We start from the raw sequence: 15857 nt of genomic DNA on the forward strand, positions 1-15857 counted from the left end.
CGGACAGACTGGTCAACACCGGACAGACTGGATTTGGCGGGACTGGTGGCTCAGTCGACCTTGGTCATCGCCGCCTTGCGCTCATTGGCGATGAGCCATAAATTTCTGACATAGATCACCATGCCCATGGCCTGGCCGGCGATGAACACCGGATCCTCACGCTGGATGGCGTAGACCAGCAGCAGCCCGCCGCCGAACAGCGAGAAGAACCAGAAAGCGATCGGCACGACGCTGCGCTTGGCCTTTTCCGAAGCGATCCACTGTACCAGGAAGCGCATGGTGAAGAAGAACTGGGCAACGAAGCCGAGCAGAACCCAGGCGTCGAACTGCTTGACGAAAACCTGGTGCAGCCAGGTCGCCAATTCCTGAAACACGTTAGCCATGCGTGATTTCCTCTACCTTTGGCATTCTGCGGCGCCGGCGCCGAAGCCACCAGACGCCGGCGAGATCGAGCGCGCCCTGCAGGCCGCGATCGAAGATGCCGTAATTCGACTTGCCGTGGCGGCGGGAGCGGTCGACGACGTCGCAATGGACGACGCGGTAGCCTTCCTGGATGACAAGCGCCGGAACGAAACGATGCGTACCGTCGAAAAACGGCAGTTTGCGCAAGATATCGGTGTGGATCGCCTTCAGGCCGCAGCCGGTGTCGCGGGTGTCGTCATGCAGGATCGCGCCGCGCAGCCAGTTGGCGAAACGCGATGCCAATTGCTTGATCTTGCTGTCGCGGCGCTTCAACCGCTGCCCCTGCGCGGCGCCGAAATCGGGCCCTGCCCGACGCAGCGCATCGACCAGCACGGGGATATATTGCGGGTCGTTCTGGCCGTCGCCGTCGATGGTGGCGACGATCGAGCCGCGCGCCGCCCAAGCGCCCGAGCGCACCGAAAGCGACTGGCCGGCGGATTTTTCGTGCCGAAGCTGCCGAAGCGGAAACGGACGTGTGGCGGCTTCAGCGGCAAGCACCGAAGCGGTGTCGTCAGTCGAACCGTCATTGACGACGATGATTTCGAAGTCGCGCCCGGTCATCGCCGCCTCGATCTCGTCGATCAGCAGCGGCAGGTTCGCCGCCTCGTTGCGGCAGGGAATGACGATGGATATCAATGCGTCCGGCATATCGCGTCGGGCTCTGTCACAAGATATGGCATTCGGTGGATGCCGTGCGGTGCCGTTCCAGCGGATCGAACCCGTTGGCGCGGCGCCTCATTACGCCAGCCGACAGGATGAAGCAAGCATGCGCGGCAGTGCAGAATAGGCTCTCCATGCCGGCGCAAAATCGGAAACCACTTTTGCTTGACGCGCTTGGATGCTAAACGCCCGCGTTCAGGCCATGCCGGGCCGTTCGGACCCGGCGCTTTCAGGAAGAAACAATGCCCGCCTTCAAGTCCGATTTCCTGCGCGTCATGAGCGAGCGCGGCTTCATCCACCAGATTTCGGATGAGACCGGGCTGGATCAACTTTTCGCGAAGGAAACCGTGACCGCCTATGTCGGCTACGACGCCACGGCGACCAGCCTGCACATCGGCAATCTGATATCGGCGACCATGCTCTACTGGATGCAGGAGACCGGCCACCGGCCGATCGCACTGATGGGCGGCGGCACCTCGATGATCGGCGACCCGTCCTTCCGTGACGACCAGCGCAGCCTTTTGACGCCCGAGGCGATCGCCACCAACATCGAGGGCATCAAGCGAATTTTTGGCCGCATCCTGCGCTTCGGCGACACTGGCAACGACGCCATCATGGTCAACAATGCCGACTGGCTGATGAAGCTCAACTATGTCGAGTTCCTGCGCGATGTCGGCCGCCACTTTTCGGTCAACCGGATGCTGACCTTCGACAGCGTCAGGCTGCGGCTCGAGCGCGAACAGTCGCTGTCCTTCCTCGAATTCAACTACATGATCCTGCAAGGCTATGATTTCGTCGAGCTCAGCCGCCGCCACGACTGCCGGCTGCAGATGGGCGGTTCGGACCAGTGGGGCAACATCATCAACGGCGTCGATCTCGGCCACCGCATGGGCACGCCGCAGCTTTATGCGCTGACCACGCCGCTGCTGACGACATCGTCGGGCGCCAAGATGGGCAAATCGGCCAAGGGCGCGGTGTGGCTGAACGGCGACCTCTTCTCGCCCTATGATTTCTGGCAATACTGGCGCAACACCGAGGATGCCGACGTCGAGCGCTTCCTGAAGATCTTCACCCGGCTGCCGCTTTCGGAGATCGCGCGGTTGGCCGCCCTTGGCGGCTCGGAGATCAACGAGGCCAAGAAGGTGCTGGCCACAGAAACCACGGCCATCGTGCACGGCCGCGAGGCGGCGCTCGCGGCCGAGGAAACCGCGCGCAAGACGTTCGAGGAAGGCGTGACGGCCGAAACCCTGCCGAGCGTCGAGGTGGATGGCGCAGCGCTGGAAGCTGGCATCGGCATCCTGTCGCTGCTGGTCACCGCGGGCCTTGCCGGGTCGAACGGCGAGGCGCGCCGGCATATCCAGGGCGGCGCCGTGCGCCTCAACGACCAGCCGGTGGCGGACGACCGGCGGATGGTGACGCCTCAGGATTTGAGTCCGGAAAACGTCGCAAAGCTTTCAGTGGGCAAGAAAAAGCACGTGCTTGTGCGGCCTGCCTGAGCCGTCTTCTGGGATCCTCAGCGATACTCGAAGATCGACCGGAAAATGCCCGGCGCGATTACCGATAGCGGGTTGATGTCCAGCACCGGCTTGTTGGCGTTGCCCTTAAGCCGGTAGGTGACGCCGATCAGGCCTCGGTCGCGGCCGTTGCCGAGCAGAACGCCGACCAACGGCAACTCGCCGAAGATGCGGTTGAGGCCATAGGCCGGCATGAAGGTTCCGGTCATGTCCATATTGTTGTTCTGGTCGTAGAGCGTGCCTTGGAAGGTGGTGCCGATGCGCGGGCCGCGCAGCACGCCATTCGCCAATTTCAAATAGCCCGACCCCTTGTCGATCTCGGTAAAGCCGCGCTCGAACTTTACCCGCGATGTGTCGATCTTGCCCTTGACCGCTTCGTTCAGGCTGCGGCTGTCGCCGGCTGGCGTAGTCGATACGATGGACGCAAGCTTCGGTTCATTGACGATGAAGAAGTTGCTCGAATCGACCTGTCCCCGCATCGGGCCGTCGGCTGCGCCGCTGAGCGCCAGCGTGATCGATCCGCCTTCCATATGCTCGTAGATGTTGAGGAAGCGCAATATGGCGCCTGCGTCGGCCGACTTCATGGTGAGCGCGCGAGCACCATTGCCTGCCGTATTGCTGATGGTGATGGCGGCGCCGGAACTTGCCGCGGCGCTGACCTTGAGCCTGTTCACCCTGGAGCCGGCGGCACTGTAGTCGAGCTTCAAATTGGACAGGACCTCGTCATGGAACCCGCTTAGCGAATTGACGTCGGCGCTAACCGAAACCGCGTCCGTGCCGGTGGTTTTGGTGGCGGTATCGACATCGGAGGTGAACTGCTTGATCAGCGAGCGGGCATCGAGCGCGTTGCCGCTGACATCGACTGCGAAGCCCTTGCCCGACCGCTTCACCGTCACGGCGACATCGTCGCCCCGGTTCAAGGCGACTTTGCTGAAGCGGGCCGAAGACAGCGCGCCCTTGACCAGGACGACATCGCCTTCGACCGAAAAGCTCTTTCCGTCGAGGTCGAAGTCAGACAGCGTCGTGGTATCGCCGGACTTGCTCATGGTAAAAGTGGCATTGGCGGCAATGCCCGGCCCCTTGCTCCAGCCTGCCCAGGGAATGTCCAGCCTGGCGCTCGTCAGGTCAACGTCGACGTTCTGGCTGCCGCCTTCGCCGCTCTTGTCGATTGCCACCTTGATGGTGCCGGAAATCAGCGGCGACAGGCCAGGCATGGCGATGGCGCGCGTCTTGTCGTCGAGCACAAGCGCCACCTTGCGGCTGCGCGGCGGCCCGCCATCCCTGAGCGGCTCAACCAGATCGAGCTCGGCTGGAATGCCGTTCAGCCGCGCCTTGGCAGAGATCACCGCCTTGTCAGGCCCGACTTCGATCGATCCGTCGGCATCGGTCACCATCTGGCCTTCGAACGGCTTGGCGAGCGACAGGTCCTTGTAGTCGAGCGATACCAGCCAATCGAGCTTCGACGTGTCGACGCCGGATTGCAACGGAATGTCGGCCTTGACGTGGCCGGTCACCGTGCCCGACAGGTCGTCCGGCAAGATGCCGACATGGCGCATGGCGTTGATCGGTTCGTAGGAGGCAAGTTCGGCGATGGCCGGCGCCTCACCGGCGACGTCGATGTCGAGCGCGCCGATCACCGGCGGGTGGTTTGCCGCCTTTACCGACAGTGTGCCATTGCTTGCCGCCACGGTGCGGCCGCTCGGCATATAGACGCTGCCCGACGACAGCGCGACGTCGACATCGTTGCCGTGGAAGGAAACGACGCCGACGGCATCGCGTATCGGCGGGATGCGGCCGGCGGTGTCGAAACGCGAGCCCTCGACCTGGAAGCGGCCGAACACCTCGTCGGCCGAAAGCGGCACGCCGTTGCCGAGACGCCCCGGCACGACCTGGAACTGCAGGCTGGCATCGACGACGCGGCCGCCAAACAGGTTCTGCAGCACCCACAGCCGCGCGTTCTTGGCCGAGAACCAGGGCCACAATTGCTTGACGTGCGAGACCGCCATGTCGTGGACGTTGAGCGACACCGAGATACCCGGCGGTCCGTTGTCGATGAAGGAAACCGCAGCGGTTCCCAGCACTTCGCTCCCCGATCCCGACCTGATGCCGATCTGGTCGGCGACAAGCTTGCGGCTCTTGATCTGATAGACGCCGGCGATGCGGGCGAAGAAATTTAGCGCCGGCTCGGGCGATTCCGAAGGCGCCAGCGTCGAGCCGTCGCTGGTCAGGTCGTAACGATAGGAAGGCTCCTCGCCGGCCGCGCCGGTCGACGGCTTTGGCCCGATCGAGCCGGCGAAATTGAACGCCGAGCGCCCGGTCTTCAGAACCAGCCTGCCGACATCGATCTTGTTGGAGCCGGAGACAAGGGCGGCGTCGACATCGACATCGGCCGGCAACAGCCCGCGTGTGCCGAGGTCGAGCACCGAGCCGGTTAGCGACAGCGAGCCCGTCAGCCGCGAATCGGTCTCGCCCGAGCCTTCGGATCCCGTGAGCTTCAAAGCCATCGCGCCGGTTCGCCCGCCGGCCGCCGGCGTTGTCTCCGCGACATCCGCCATGTCGATGGCGGCGTTCAAGGCGGTAACGCGCATCGAGCTCGTATCGCGGGTGGCGGTGGCCGTGACGGTGAGCGCGCGGCCATCGACATCCGCCTCGGACGAGAACTCCATGCTGCCGGGGCCTGACTGCAGCACCGTGGCGTTGGCGATCGTGACCAGCTTGACCGATCCGGCCTCGGGCAGCTCGAACGCGACATTTCTAAGATCGATGCGGCGCATCGAATCCTCGCGCACGGCATCGAGTGCACGATTGACGTCACTGAAGACGACGGCGGCCAGTTTTTCCGGATCGATGAGACCGTCTTGATTGCGCAGGCGCGCTATCCAGTCACCACCCGACGGCATTGCCGCGGTGACGATATGGGCGTCGGAAATCCTGGCGCTGGTCAGCCGAACCTCGCCCGAAAGCAGCGGGACCAGCCGGATGCCGAAGCGGACGCGCCCGGCATCGGCCATCGGCTTGCCGTCGGCCGTCTCGACGCTGACATCCTTGACCTGCAGCGCAATGAAGCTCGATCCGTCAAGTGTCAGGCTGGCAGGACCGACGGCGACTTTGACGTCGAAACCGGCCAGTTTCTCGATCGCCGTTTCGGCTTCCAACCGCAGCCGTTCGCTGCCGATGCCGGTGGCGCCGATGACGTAGACGGCGGCCGCCGCCAGCAGCACAAGGGCTCCAATGCCGGCAAACAGCCGGGCAAGGATGCGAAAGCCGCGGCCGATCCGTGCCTTGCCGAGCGGCGGCACGCGGCAAGCGGACGGGAAAGCCCCCAGGTCGGTGATCTCGTCACGCCTGAACCGGATTTTCTCGTGCTGCGGTTCTTCCTGATCCACGCAATTTTCCGTTGTGCGAATTCGATCGTGGACGAATCCCCGCCCGACACTATAACGACGCAGGCTAGAGCATGATGCCGAAAAGTGTGAGGCGGTTTTCTCGGACAAACGGTTTCCGTTTGTCCAGACATCATGCTCTATCTCTTTGATTTAGGGCCGCGTAACCTCAAACAAGGGCATCGATATGGCTGATCTCGACGTTGGCGACGTTGCGCCGCAATTCGATCTTCCGCGCGACGGCGGCGGCTCGATCAGCCTTGCCTCGATGCGGGGGAAGCCCGTTGTACTTTATTTCTATCCGCAGGACGACACCACAAGTTGTACCAATGAGGCGATCAGCTTTTCGCAGCTGAAGCCGGAGTTCGAAAAGGCCGGCGCCGTGGTGATCGGCCTGTCGCCGGACAGCGTGAAGAAGCACGACAAGTTCAAAACCAAATACGATCTCACCGTCGGCCTGGTTGCCGACGAGGAGCGCAAGGTGATCGAGGCTTACAATCTGTGGGTCGAAAAGACGATGTATGGCCGCAACTATATGGGCGTCGAGCGGGCGACGTTCCTGATCGGCAAGGACGGGCGGATCGCCGGGATCTGGCGCAAGGTCCGGGTGAAAGGCCATGCCGAAGCAGTGCTGGAGGCGGTCCGCGCGCTCTGAGGCGCCACCGATCTGGCCAACGCCGCGCAGTGCATTGGGGCATAAGACATATGCGGGTGGCTGACCGTTGGTCACTAGCGCGCCCGCGACGGCAAAACTTTGTTAACCCTAATAATGTGTAATCGGGCTTCGTTGGTGTAACGAAAGCTTGGTCCCGTGAACCTAACCGGTCAGTCAGCGGTCTTCGGCAGGCGCAAGGAGCCGCATACGGTCATCATTGCGCGGGGCAATGAAATACGGCATTTCACCATCCGGCCGTGGCTCGTCGCCTTTCTCGGCTCGGCACTGGCGGCGATCGCCATCGGCTATCTCTTGGCGACCTCCTATCTCGTACTGCGCGACGATCTGATCGGCGCCACCACGGCCCGGCAGGCGCGCATGCAGCAGGCCTATGAAGATCGCATTTCCGCATTGCGCGCGCAGGTCGACCGCATCACCAGCCGCCAGCTTCTCGACCAAAAACTGATGGAAACCAAGGTCAGCGAATTGATCCAGCGGCAGAGCCAGCTCAGCCAGCGCCATGGCCGCCTCGGCCCGATTCTCGAGCGGGCCGAAAACGAAGTCGGGACGCCGCCAACCGCTGATGCCGCAGCGACAACAAAACCCGACGAACATGCCGAACTGACTGGCGGCGAGCCACTCGCCTATTCGGTCGCCAGCCTTGGTTCGGGCGACACCAGGCCATTCTCGCTGTGGTCGACACGTTCCGATCCGCTGCCCAGCGAAACGGCTGCGGACCGCGCCGACAAATTGTTCGTCTCGATCAATGATTCACTGAAGGCTATCGAGAGCCAGCAACTCACCCGCATCGAAACCCTGGCCGACAACGCCTACAAGAACGCCGATGCCATCACCCAGGCGCTGGAAGCGGCCGGTCTGCCGGTCGACAGCGATTTCGGCAAAAACGAAAGCGATGTCGGCGGACCGCTGATCCCGCTTGACAGCTCGATGATGTTCGACAGCAAGGTCAAGGAACTGGACGAGGCGCTGGATACGCTCGACCAGTTGAAGAAAGAGGCGCGGCGGCTGCCGCTCGCCAACCCGGCGCCGGGCCACTCCGTCACCAGCCCGTTCGGCGTACGCACTGACCCCATCCTCGGCACCGCTGCCCTGCACTCGGGCATGGATTTCCGCGCGCCGGTCGGCATGGCAGCCAAGGTCACGGCGGCCGGAATCGTTACCAAGGCCGGCTGGAACGGCGGCTATGGCCGCATGGTCGAGGTCGATCACGGCAACGGCTTTGCCACGCGCTACGGCCATCTGAGCGAGATCGACGTTGCCGTCGGCCAAAAACTCGCAGCCGGCGACATCATTGGCAAAACCGGCAGCAGCGGCCGTTCGACCGGCCCGCACCTGCACTACGAGGTCCGCCACAATGGCGAGGCCATCGACCCGCTGCGCTTCCTGACCGTCGGCAAGAAGGTCGAGCAGTATCTGTAGGGTCAAGCCAGGCGGCTGGTTGCACGCCCCCGCCTCCTTCACCCGTTGTACCATCCTGTTGTTTGGCAATCCGACATCGCGTGCTCCGGCGTCGTGATCGTTGACTCACGCCCTGCGGCGTGAAGTTTCTGCAAGCTGGAAACCCTCTGAGGCACGCGCCCAGAAGTGTTTTGGAGCCTGCGGCTGCCGCGCGCTTTGCCGATGCTGTTCTCATCGCTGAGGATTGCCTCGGCCACCGCCGTGATCGGCGCCATTGTCGGCGAATGGATCGGCTCCGACCAAGGACTTGGCGTGCTGATCATCCAGGCGTCCTTCAACTACCAGTCGGACCGCCTCTACGCGGCGATCGTGCTGTCATCGGGCCTGTCGATCGTCCTGTTTTGTCTTGTGGTGCTGATCGAGCGCCGGACGATCCAATATTGAGCAGATGCGTCAGGCGGGTCGCGGTGGCGTCCGTCGTGGCTGACCGGTCAGGATTTGACATGGATGTCTCGCGGGAATTTGGTTAGCGTCTCATGGCCGGTCTCGGTCACCAGAATGGTCTCGCTGATCTCGATGCCCCAGCCATCCATCCACATGCCAAGAATGGAGTGCACGACATTGCCGGGTTGCAGCGCGGTCTTGTCGCCGGGCCGCAGGCTGATCGTGTGCTCGCCCCAATCCGGGGGATAGGCGACGCCGATGGAGTAGCCGATGCGCGATTCCTTCTTCAGCCCGTAGCGCTGGATAACCTTGCGCCATGCGGCCTCGACCGCTTCGGCTGTGGTCCCCGGCCTGACCGCGTCGAGCACCGCATCCATGCCTTCGATCACCGCCTTTGCGGTGTCGGCGACACGGGCCGGCGTCTTGCCGAGCTGCATCGTCCTGGCGAGGCCGGCGGCATAGCGACGGCAGACGCCGGCAAGTTCGAGCGCAATCGTCTCGTCCTTGCCGAACCGCCGGTCGCTCCACATGATGTGCGGAGCCGATGCATTCTCGCCGCCGAGGATGGTCGGCGGAAGCGCCGTGATGTCGCCGGCAAAGTCGGGGCTGCCGGCAATCTGCGCCGCCTGGATCGCGGCAATCGCATCGCATTCGCGCACGCCTGGCGCGATGACTTCGAAGGCCCACGCGACGGCTGCTTCAGCCAAGGTCGACGCCTTGCGCAGGTAGGCGATTTCCGGCGCGGATTTCACGGCGCGGATCCAGTTCACCAGGAGATCGGCGTCGTGCCATTTCGCATTGGGCAGGCCGGCGACCAGCCGGGCATGCGCCTTCGGCGAGAAATAATAGGCTTCGAGCTCGACGCCGATATGTCTCGCGCCCCAGCCCTTGGCGACGATCCAGGCCCCTATCCAGTCCATCGGATGGCGATCGGCGCGCTGGACATGGTCCTCGGGAAAACCAACAACATTCTCCGGCTTCATCCAGGCCGTCAGCAAGCCGCCTGCCGCATCCATGGCGCGGCCGATCCAGACCGGCTCGGCCTCGTCTTCGATCGGGACCAGCACGACCTGCGGCGTGTAGAACGACCAGCCGTCATAGCCGGTGATGTAATGCTGGTTGGCGACATCGTTGACGACCAGCAGTTCGAGCCCACGCGCCGCCATCTCGGCGCGGATCTTCTGGAGCCGCCGCTGGTACTCATCGCGCGCAAAAGGCAATTCGATCATCGGTTTTCCTGCTGGATTGTTGGCCGGCGAGCCCCACGCCCGCGTGACGTCATTCACCATTGCGGTGGTTTCAGCCCGGCTGCAATCAGCCAGCGCGACGAATGGGACAGGTCCTGCACCGCGCCCGGGAACCGTCGCGAATTATTTTTGAATTCCATTTGACTGAATAAATTGCCTGTGCAAGTCTTGGCCTTCCTAAGGGGCGCGGGACATGGCACTGCGGGGGACCAATCAGGAGTTCGGGCGGCCTTACAACCGGCGCATCGTCCTGGAGTCCATCCGTCTTCACGGTCCCATAGCTCGCGGCGACATTGCCAGCCGGGTAGGCCTCACCGTCCAGACCGTATCGACCATCGTTCGCGAACTCGAAGAGCATGGCTATGTGCTGTCGCTGCGCGAAGAGCCGCGCGGACGTGGGTTGCCGCCGGCGACGCTCAGGATCAACCCCGAGGGCGGCTATGCCGTCGGCGTCCACCTCACCCCGCTGGGGATCGACGCGGCGCTCATCAATCTCAGCGGCGATGTCATCGAGAGCATGCATCGCGAGGCGCCGCATGCGACGCCTGACCATGCCTTCGAGCTGATCGGCGCGATGGTGCCCGAGTTGACTGCGCTGCGGCCCGGCGGGCGCGTGCTCGGCATCGGCATGGCGCTGCCTGGACCGTTCGGCGTGGAGTCGATGAGCTTCGTCGGCCCGACGACCATGGCCGGCTGGAAGGATGTCGCGCTGCCGGAACGGCTGGCGGCGTCGACCGGGCTGCCGGCCTTCTTCGAAACCGACATGGCGGCGGCGGCCATGGGCGAACGGCTTTACGGTCTTGGCTCCGGTTATTCCGAATACTACTACCTCTATTTCGGCGTCGGCCTCGGCGGCGTCATCGTGCATGACGGCGCGGTGATGCGCGGCGCCTGGGGCAATGCCGGCGAAATCGGACACATCCCTGCCGTTCCCAGTGGCGAGCCTTGCCCATGCGGTAACAGCGGCTGCCTCGAACGGTATCTCTCGCTCGAAGCACGTCGCCGCCGCAACATCAGCGACGCCGCCTGGGTGGCCGAGATCGCGCCGATCTTCCGCAACGCCATCGTCACCATCGAGAATGTGTTCGACCCGGAAACCGTCATCCTCGGCGGGCTTGCGCCCACCGACCTGCTCGAAAAGCTGGTCGGCGCGGCGGGACAGCTTCCCAATTCGGTCTCGGCGCGGCGCGACCGCAAGACACCGCGCGTGACGGTGGCGACCGGCGGCAAGCATTCGGTGCTGCGCGGCGCTGCCGCATTAGCCGTTTCGGGCGTGCTGTCGCCGCGCTTCGGCCAGATGTTCATTGCCGAGCGCGAGCGCCGGTCCGACCTCATGCACAGCAAGGGAGTGGCGGCATGACCGAACCGCTGCTGGTACTCGAAAACGTCACCAAGAATTACGGCGCCATTCATGCGCTGAGGGGCATCAGCTTCTCGATCGGCAAGGGCGAAGTCGTGGCGCTGCTCGGCGACAACGGCGCCGGCAAGTCGACACTGGTCAAGATCATCGCCGGCGGCCTCGAGCCGAGCTCCGGCCGCATGCTGTTCGAGGGCAAGGAATTCCTGGCGAAAACGCCGGCCGAGGCCAAGGCTGCCGGCATCGAGACCGTCTACCAGGACCTGTCGCTCTGCACCAATGTCGACGTCGTCGCCAATTTCTTCATGGGCCGCGAAATCACCCGCAAGGTTCTCGGTGTCCCCATCCTCGACGAGCGCGCCATGGAGGCCGTGGTCGGCAAGGCGCTGGCAAGTGCGGGCACCCGCATCCCGTCGCTGCGCACCAATGTCGAGCATCTCTCGGGCGGCCAGCGCCAGGCCATCGAGCTCAACCGCTTCGTGCACTGGGGCGGCAAGCTGGTGCTGCTTGACGAGCCGTTCGCGGCACTCGGCGTCGAGCAGACCAGGCGCGGTCTCGAGATGATCCGCCAGGTGGCCAACCAGGGCATCGGCGTCGTCATCATCACCCACATCATGCAACAGGCTTTCCAGGTCGCCGACCGGATCGTGGTGATCCGGCAAGGCGTCGTGGCCGGCGATGTCGCACGCAACAAAACAAGTCCCGATGCGGTGATCAACATGATCACCGGTGAGACGCTTGCCGGTGCCGGACCGGCAGGTTGAGGGACAAAAGAGGGGTCCGGTATAAAAGAGGAGCGAACGACATGAAGCGAATACTGGTTCTTGTCTTCGGTATCCTGGCACTGGCTCTTGCCTCGCTCACGCCGGCAATGTCCCAGACCAAGGGCACCGTCTATTATATGGTCCCGACCCTGCTCGATGAATTCCAGACCGGCTCGGTGAGCGCGCTGGAGCTGTTCCTCAAGCAGGTCGGCTATGAGGTGAAAACACTCAACGCCGACAACAAGACCGACGCGCAGCAATCGCAGATGAACGACGTCATTGCGCTGAAGCCGGCGGCGATCATCCTGGCCGCCGTCGATTTCAACGCGCTGAAGCCGTCCATCGAAGCGGCGCGTGCGGCCGGCATCCCGGTGGTCGAGTTCGACCGCCAGATCACCTCGACCCCGTCCGATTTCACCTCGGTGGCGGGCACGGTCGAGATCGGCTACGTCGCCGCCGAGCAGGCGCAAAAGCTTCTGACCGCCAAGAACGGTTCTGTGAAGGGCAAGATCCTGCAGGTGCTCGGCGATCCCGGCGATCCCTACACGCTCGACATCCAGAAGGGTTTCGAGGAGAAGTTGAAGGCGTTTCCTGACGTCAAGATCATCTCGCTGCCGGCCATGCAATGGGAAGCCAGCAACGCCGGCACGATCGTTGCCGACCAGATGCTCGCCAACCCCGACATCGACCTGATCTTCAGCCATGCCGCGCACCTGTCGGTCGCAGCCGTCGCCTCGCTCGAGGCCGCCGGCAAGAAGCCGGGCGACGTCATGCTGATGAGCTCGAACGGCGCTCCGGTCGGTCTCGACCTGATCCGCAAGGGCTGGCTCAATGTCGAAGTCGAGCAGCCGCTCTACGCGCAGGCCGCAGCCGTCGCCATGTTCATGGACAAGATCGCCGGCAAGCAGGAAATCAAGCCCGGCGAGTATGACGTGCTCGGCTTGAAGTCGACCGTGACCAGGGAAGCCTGGGGCCCCAACATCAAGATCCCGGGTGCCGCCATCACCAAGGACAACGTCGACAATCCGGCCTTCTGGGGCAACCAGAAGCCGCCGACGGACACGATCAAGTCGGTCGAATAGTCGCTTAGCGAAGCGCTCCGGGCCATCGCGGCCCGGAGCCTGACCTTCCGCAACGCCGCGTCCGATAGGGACGCCTTGGCGAACTTAAATCCGCGCCTGTCCCGACGAAATCAAGGTGATTTCGCGGGGGGCGCCAACCGGATCAGCCCATGAACCCGCGCACCCGCAAAGCCCTGGAGTTCGTCCTCGACAACCTCGTCTGGTTCATGCTGATCTTTGTGCTGGTTGTCTTTTCGATCTTCGTCCCGAACTATTTCCAGCTCGGCATCTTTGCCAACATCATCGAGGCCTCGAGCGTTCTCGGCGTGATGTCGATCGGCCTGTCGCTGGTCATCATTGCCGGCCATATGGACCTGTCGGTGGAATCGGTGGCCGCGCTCAGCGCCATGGCGGTCGGCATCCTGTTCTGCTCGTCGGGCATCGGCATGGGCATACAGCTCAATCCGCAGTGGCTGATGGTTCCGGTTTCGCTGCTCGTTGCGCTCGCCGTCGGCGGCCTCATCGGCGCCTTCAACGGCTATCTCGTGGTCAAGGTGAAGATGAGCGCCTTCATCATCACGCTGGCGTCCTACATCTGGGTGCGCGGCCTGGTGCTTGTGATTTCCGGCGGCCGCTCGGCACAGGATCTGGCGCCGGCCATCCGCTGGTTCGGCATCCAGCGGCTGGCCGGCCTGCCGCTGACCGCCTGGATCGCTGTCGCCTGTTTCGCCCTGTTCTCGCTGATCATGGCCAAGACGCCGTTCGGCCGCCACCTCGTGATGATCGGCGGCAACGAGACCGCGACCTTCCGCGCCGGCATCCGCGTCAACCGCAATCTGATCATCGCCTTCGTGCTTGCCGGCGCCATTGCCGGGCTCGCCGGCTGGCTGCTCGCCATCCGCACCTCGGGCGCCACCGCCAATCTCGGCACCGGGCTGCTGTTCAACGCCTTTGCCGCCGTCGTCATCGGCGGCGTCAGCCTGAAAGGCGGTGTCGGCACCTTGCCCGGCGTCTATGCCGGCGTGCTGCTGCTCTCCTCCATCAACACGGCGATCAATCTGATGGGCCTGCCGGCCAATTTCACCCAGGTGATCCATGGCCTGCTGGTGCTCGCCGCCGTGCTGCTCGACGCCTTCAAGCAAACCATTCGTCAAAGACTGGCATAGGAGAACGACCCGCATGACAGGAGAGTTGGCATGACAGGAGAGCTGGCATGACCGGACGGCTGCAAGACAAGGTCGCGCTTATCGTCGGTAGCGCGCGCGGCATCGGCAAGGGCATTGCGCAGCGCTTCGCCGAGGAAGGCGCAAGGCTGGTCCTGGCCGACAGCGAGGCCCAGGCCGGTCAAGCGACCGCCAACGAGCTCGGCGCTGCCTTCATCCGCACCGACATCTCGCAAATAGTTGATGCAGAAGCCGCGGTAGCGCTGGCGTTGAGCCGCCATGGCCGCCTCGACATCGTCGTGCAGAATGCCGGCATCTATCCCTGGCAGCTCATCGAAAATACCAGCCCGGACGATTGGGACCGGGTGATGGCGGTCAATCTGCGCGGCACGTTCAACGCCACGCTGGCAGCGCTGGCGCCGATGAAGGCGCAGCATTACGGGCGCATGCTCTACACCTCGTCGATCACCGGTCCGCACGTCACCAGCCCCGGCCACGGCCACTATGCCGCCAGCAAGGCCGGCATCAACGGCTTCATCCGCTCGGCGGCGCTGGAATTTTCGGGCTACGGCATCACCGTCAACGGCGTCGAGCCCGGCAACATCCTGACCGAAGCGATCGAGCTGCATCGCGGCGCCGCCTACATCAAGAACATGGAGGATTCGATCCCGCTCGGACGCCTCGGCAGTCCGCGCGACGTCGCCAACGCCTTCCTGTTCCTCGCCTCTGACGATGCCAGCTACATCACCGGCACCACCATCGTCGTCGACGGCGGCCAGTTGCTGCCCGAAGGCAAGGATTTCCGGCTGCTGCCGCCGTGATCAGCCGGATTTCTTGTACAGCAGCAACTCAGGCCGGTACTCGAAGTGCATGGTGTCGTAGTGATACCAGCGCCCGCCCCAGATGAAGCCGTTTTTCTCGAACAATTCCACGATTTCCAGCGGAATCCGGTTCTTGAAGGGAATGTGGGCCTTCGGGTTGGTTTTGTTCCTGTTGTTGTACCAATAGTCGGAGAAGCCGACATTGATATCGAAGGCCGCTCCGAACGAGTGAACGCTCAACCGGTCGGTGCCGGCGATCGGCCGCCAGACAAAGCCGCCGCCGGGCTTGAGCCCGTAACGGCTCAGCTCCGCGGGCATCGCCTCAAGCGCAGCGGAGACCTTGCCCAGCCGGTCGTTGATGCCGAAAACCCTGGTGACCTGCACGGTCTTCTTGCCGAGCTTCGGCAACCATTTGACGTTGGCGACGTGCTTGCCCACCTCGGCGGCACTTGCCCCGTAGAGCTTCTCGAAGAAAGGTTCATTGCGGATACGGCCGGGATCGAAATCCTCCGCCGGGACCAGCGCGCCCTCGGCTGCTCTGGGATAGACGTAGCGAAACATGTCTTCGATGTCGGGGCTCTCCAGCAGCGCGTCGGCGTCGCGCGCCTTGCCGTCGTTCCACACCATGGTGGTGCCGTCGGTCCAGGTCAGGACATTGCCCGAAATGGTGAAAAGGCCGGGATAGGCCTTGAGCAAGGCTGCCTTGGCCGCCGGCTGGTCGACGCCGTCGCCCACATTCCCCGCATAGGCGAAGCGCCCAATACCAGAGATTGCCAATGCCAATAGCAGCTGTAACATCAGCCGCCGTGGATGGTCGATCATTGTGCTGCCTCCGCGAGGGCTTTCATTCATCGTGCATTTAACAAGGCAGCTGTACCATGCTGGTCGAATCGAACGGGAGACAAAA

The 15857-nt window shown here is 63.5% G+C and carries 13 protein-coding genes and 1 pseudogene; 9 read left to right on the forward strand and 5 right to left on the reverse strand.

The features are described 5' to 3' along the window. Positions 1 to 50: 50 nt before the first annotated feature. Both X726_RS158485 and X726_RS158480 read right to left on the reverse strand, forming a co-directional pair. Complete coding sequence (locus tag X726_RS158485) at positions 51 to 383, reverse strand: lipid-A-disaccharide synthase N-terminal domain-containing protein (RefSeq protein ID WP_023669132.1); 333 nt, start codon at positions 381 to 383, stop codon at positions 51 to 53. Further along, entirely contained in the window at positions 376 to 1110 is a 735-nt protein-coding gene (locus X726_RS158480) for a glycosyltransferase family 2 protein (RefSeq protein WP_023669133.1), read from the reverse strand. The genes X726_RS158485 and X726_RS158480 overlap by 8 nt, the downstream gene beginning before the upstream one ends. 254 nt (positions 1111 to 1364) lie before the next feature. Between X726_RS158480 and tyrS the strand changes: the two genes are divergently transcribed. Beyond that, on the forward strand, positions 1365 to 2618 hold the full coding sequence (tyrS, locus tag X726_RS158475) for a tyrosine--tRNA ligase (RefSeq protein ID WP_023669134.1): 1254 nt from the start codon (positions 1365 to 1367) through the stop codon (positions 2616 to 2618). A gap of 17 nt (positions 2619 to 2635) precedes the next feature. Here tyrS and X726_RS158470 read toward each other — a convergent pair whose 3' ends face one another. Then, entirely contained in the window at positions 2636 to 6022 is a 3387-nt protein-coding gene (locus X726_RS158470) for a DUF3971 domain-containing protein (protein ID WP_023669135.1), read from the reverse strand. Between the two features lie 184 nt (positions 6023 to 6206). Here X726_RS158470 and X726_RS158465 point away from each other — a divergent pair, with 184 nt between their 5' ends. The 3 genes and pseudogenes from X726_RS158465 to X726_RS158455 form a co-directional block, all read left to right on the forward strand. Beyond that, positions 6207 to 6674 (forward strand): peroxiredoxin, encoded by a 468-nt coding sequence (locus tag X726_RS158465; protein WP_023669136.1) that lies wholly within the window; start codon positions 6207 to 6209, stop codon positions 6672 to 6674. A gap of 156 nt (positions 6675 to 6830) precedes the next feature. Beyond that, positions 6831 to 8114 carry a M23 family metallopeptidase gene (locus tag X726_RS158460; RefSeq protein WP_023669137.1) on the forward strand — a complete coding sequence of 428 codons (1284 nt, stop codon included), beginning with the start codon at positions 6831 to 6833 and terminating at the stop codon, positions 8112 to 8114. A gap of 162 nt (positions 8115 to 8276) precedes the next feature. Then, positions 8277 to 8537: pseudogene (locus X726_RS158455) on the forward strand (ABC transporter permease subunit); the annotation flags it as partial. Between the two features lie 47 nt (positions 8538 to 8584). Here the strand turns inward: X726_RS158455 and X726_RS158450 are convergent. Continuing rightward, entirely contained in the window at positions 8585 to 9766 is a 1182-nt protein-coding gene (locus X726_RS158450; RefSeq protein WP_023669139.1) for a M24 family metallopeptidase, read from the reverse strand. 211 nt (positions 9767 to 9977) lie between these two features. Here X726_RS158450 and X726_RS158445 point away from each other — a divergent pair, with 211 nt between their 5' ends. The 5 genes from X726_RS158445 (at position 9978) to X726_RS158425 (ending at position 14950) form a co-directional block, all read left to right on the forward strand. Then, positions 9978 to 11144: an ROK family transcriptional regulator gene (locus X726_RS158445; RefSeq protein WP_023669141.1), complete on the forward strand. Its 1167-nt coding sequence runs from the start codon at positions 9978 to 9980 to the stop codon at positions 11142 to 11144. Further along, complete coding sequence (locus X726_RS158440; protein ID WP_023669142.1) at positions 11141 to 11905, forward strand: ATP-binding cassette domain-containing protein; 765 nt, start codon at positions 11141 to 11143, stop codon at positions 11903 to 11905. Before X726_RS158445 ends, X726_RS158440 begins: the two co-directional genes overlap by 4 nt. A gap of 41 nt (positions 11906 to 11946) precedes the next feature. Continuing rightward, positions 11947 to 12987: a sugar ABC transporter substrate-binding protein gene (locus X726_RS158435; RefSeq protein WP_023669143.1), complete on the forward strand. Its 1041-nt coding sequence runs from the start codon at positions 11947 to 11949 to the stop codon at positions 12985 to 12987. A 149-nt stretch (positions 12988 to 13136) separates the two neighbouring features. After that, positions 13137 to 14132, forward strand: a complete 996-nt coding sequence (locus X726_RS158430; RefSeq protein WP_023669144.1) for an ABC transporter permease — start codon at positions 13137 to 13139, stop codon at positions 14130 to 14132. Positions 14133 to 14179: 47 nt separating this feature from the next. Next, the gene (locus tag X726_RS158425; RefSeq protein WP_023669145.1) at positions 14180 to 14950 is read left to right on the forward strand and encodes an SDR family NAD(P)-dependent oxidoreductase; all 771 of its coding nucleotides are present in this window, start codon (positions 14180 to 14182) and stop codon (positions 14948 to 14950) included. Here the strand turns inward: X726_RS158425 and X726_RS158420 are convergent, their stop codons facing one another. Further along, positions 14951 to 15772: a M15 family metallopeptidase gene (locus X726_RS158420; RefSeq protein ID WP_023669146.1), complete on the reverse strand. Its 822-nt coding sequence runs from the start codon at positions 15770 to 15772 to the stop codon at positions 14951 to 14953. It lies immediately after the preceding gene. Positions 15773 to 15857 lie beyond the last annotated feature (85 nt).

The sequence above is a fragment of the Mesorhizobium sp. LSJC285A00 genome (assembly GCF_000503155.1).
Classification (GTDB): Bacteria; Pseudomonadota; Alphaproteobacteria; order Rhizobiales; family Rhizobiaceae; genus Mesorhizobium.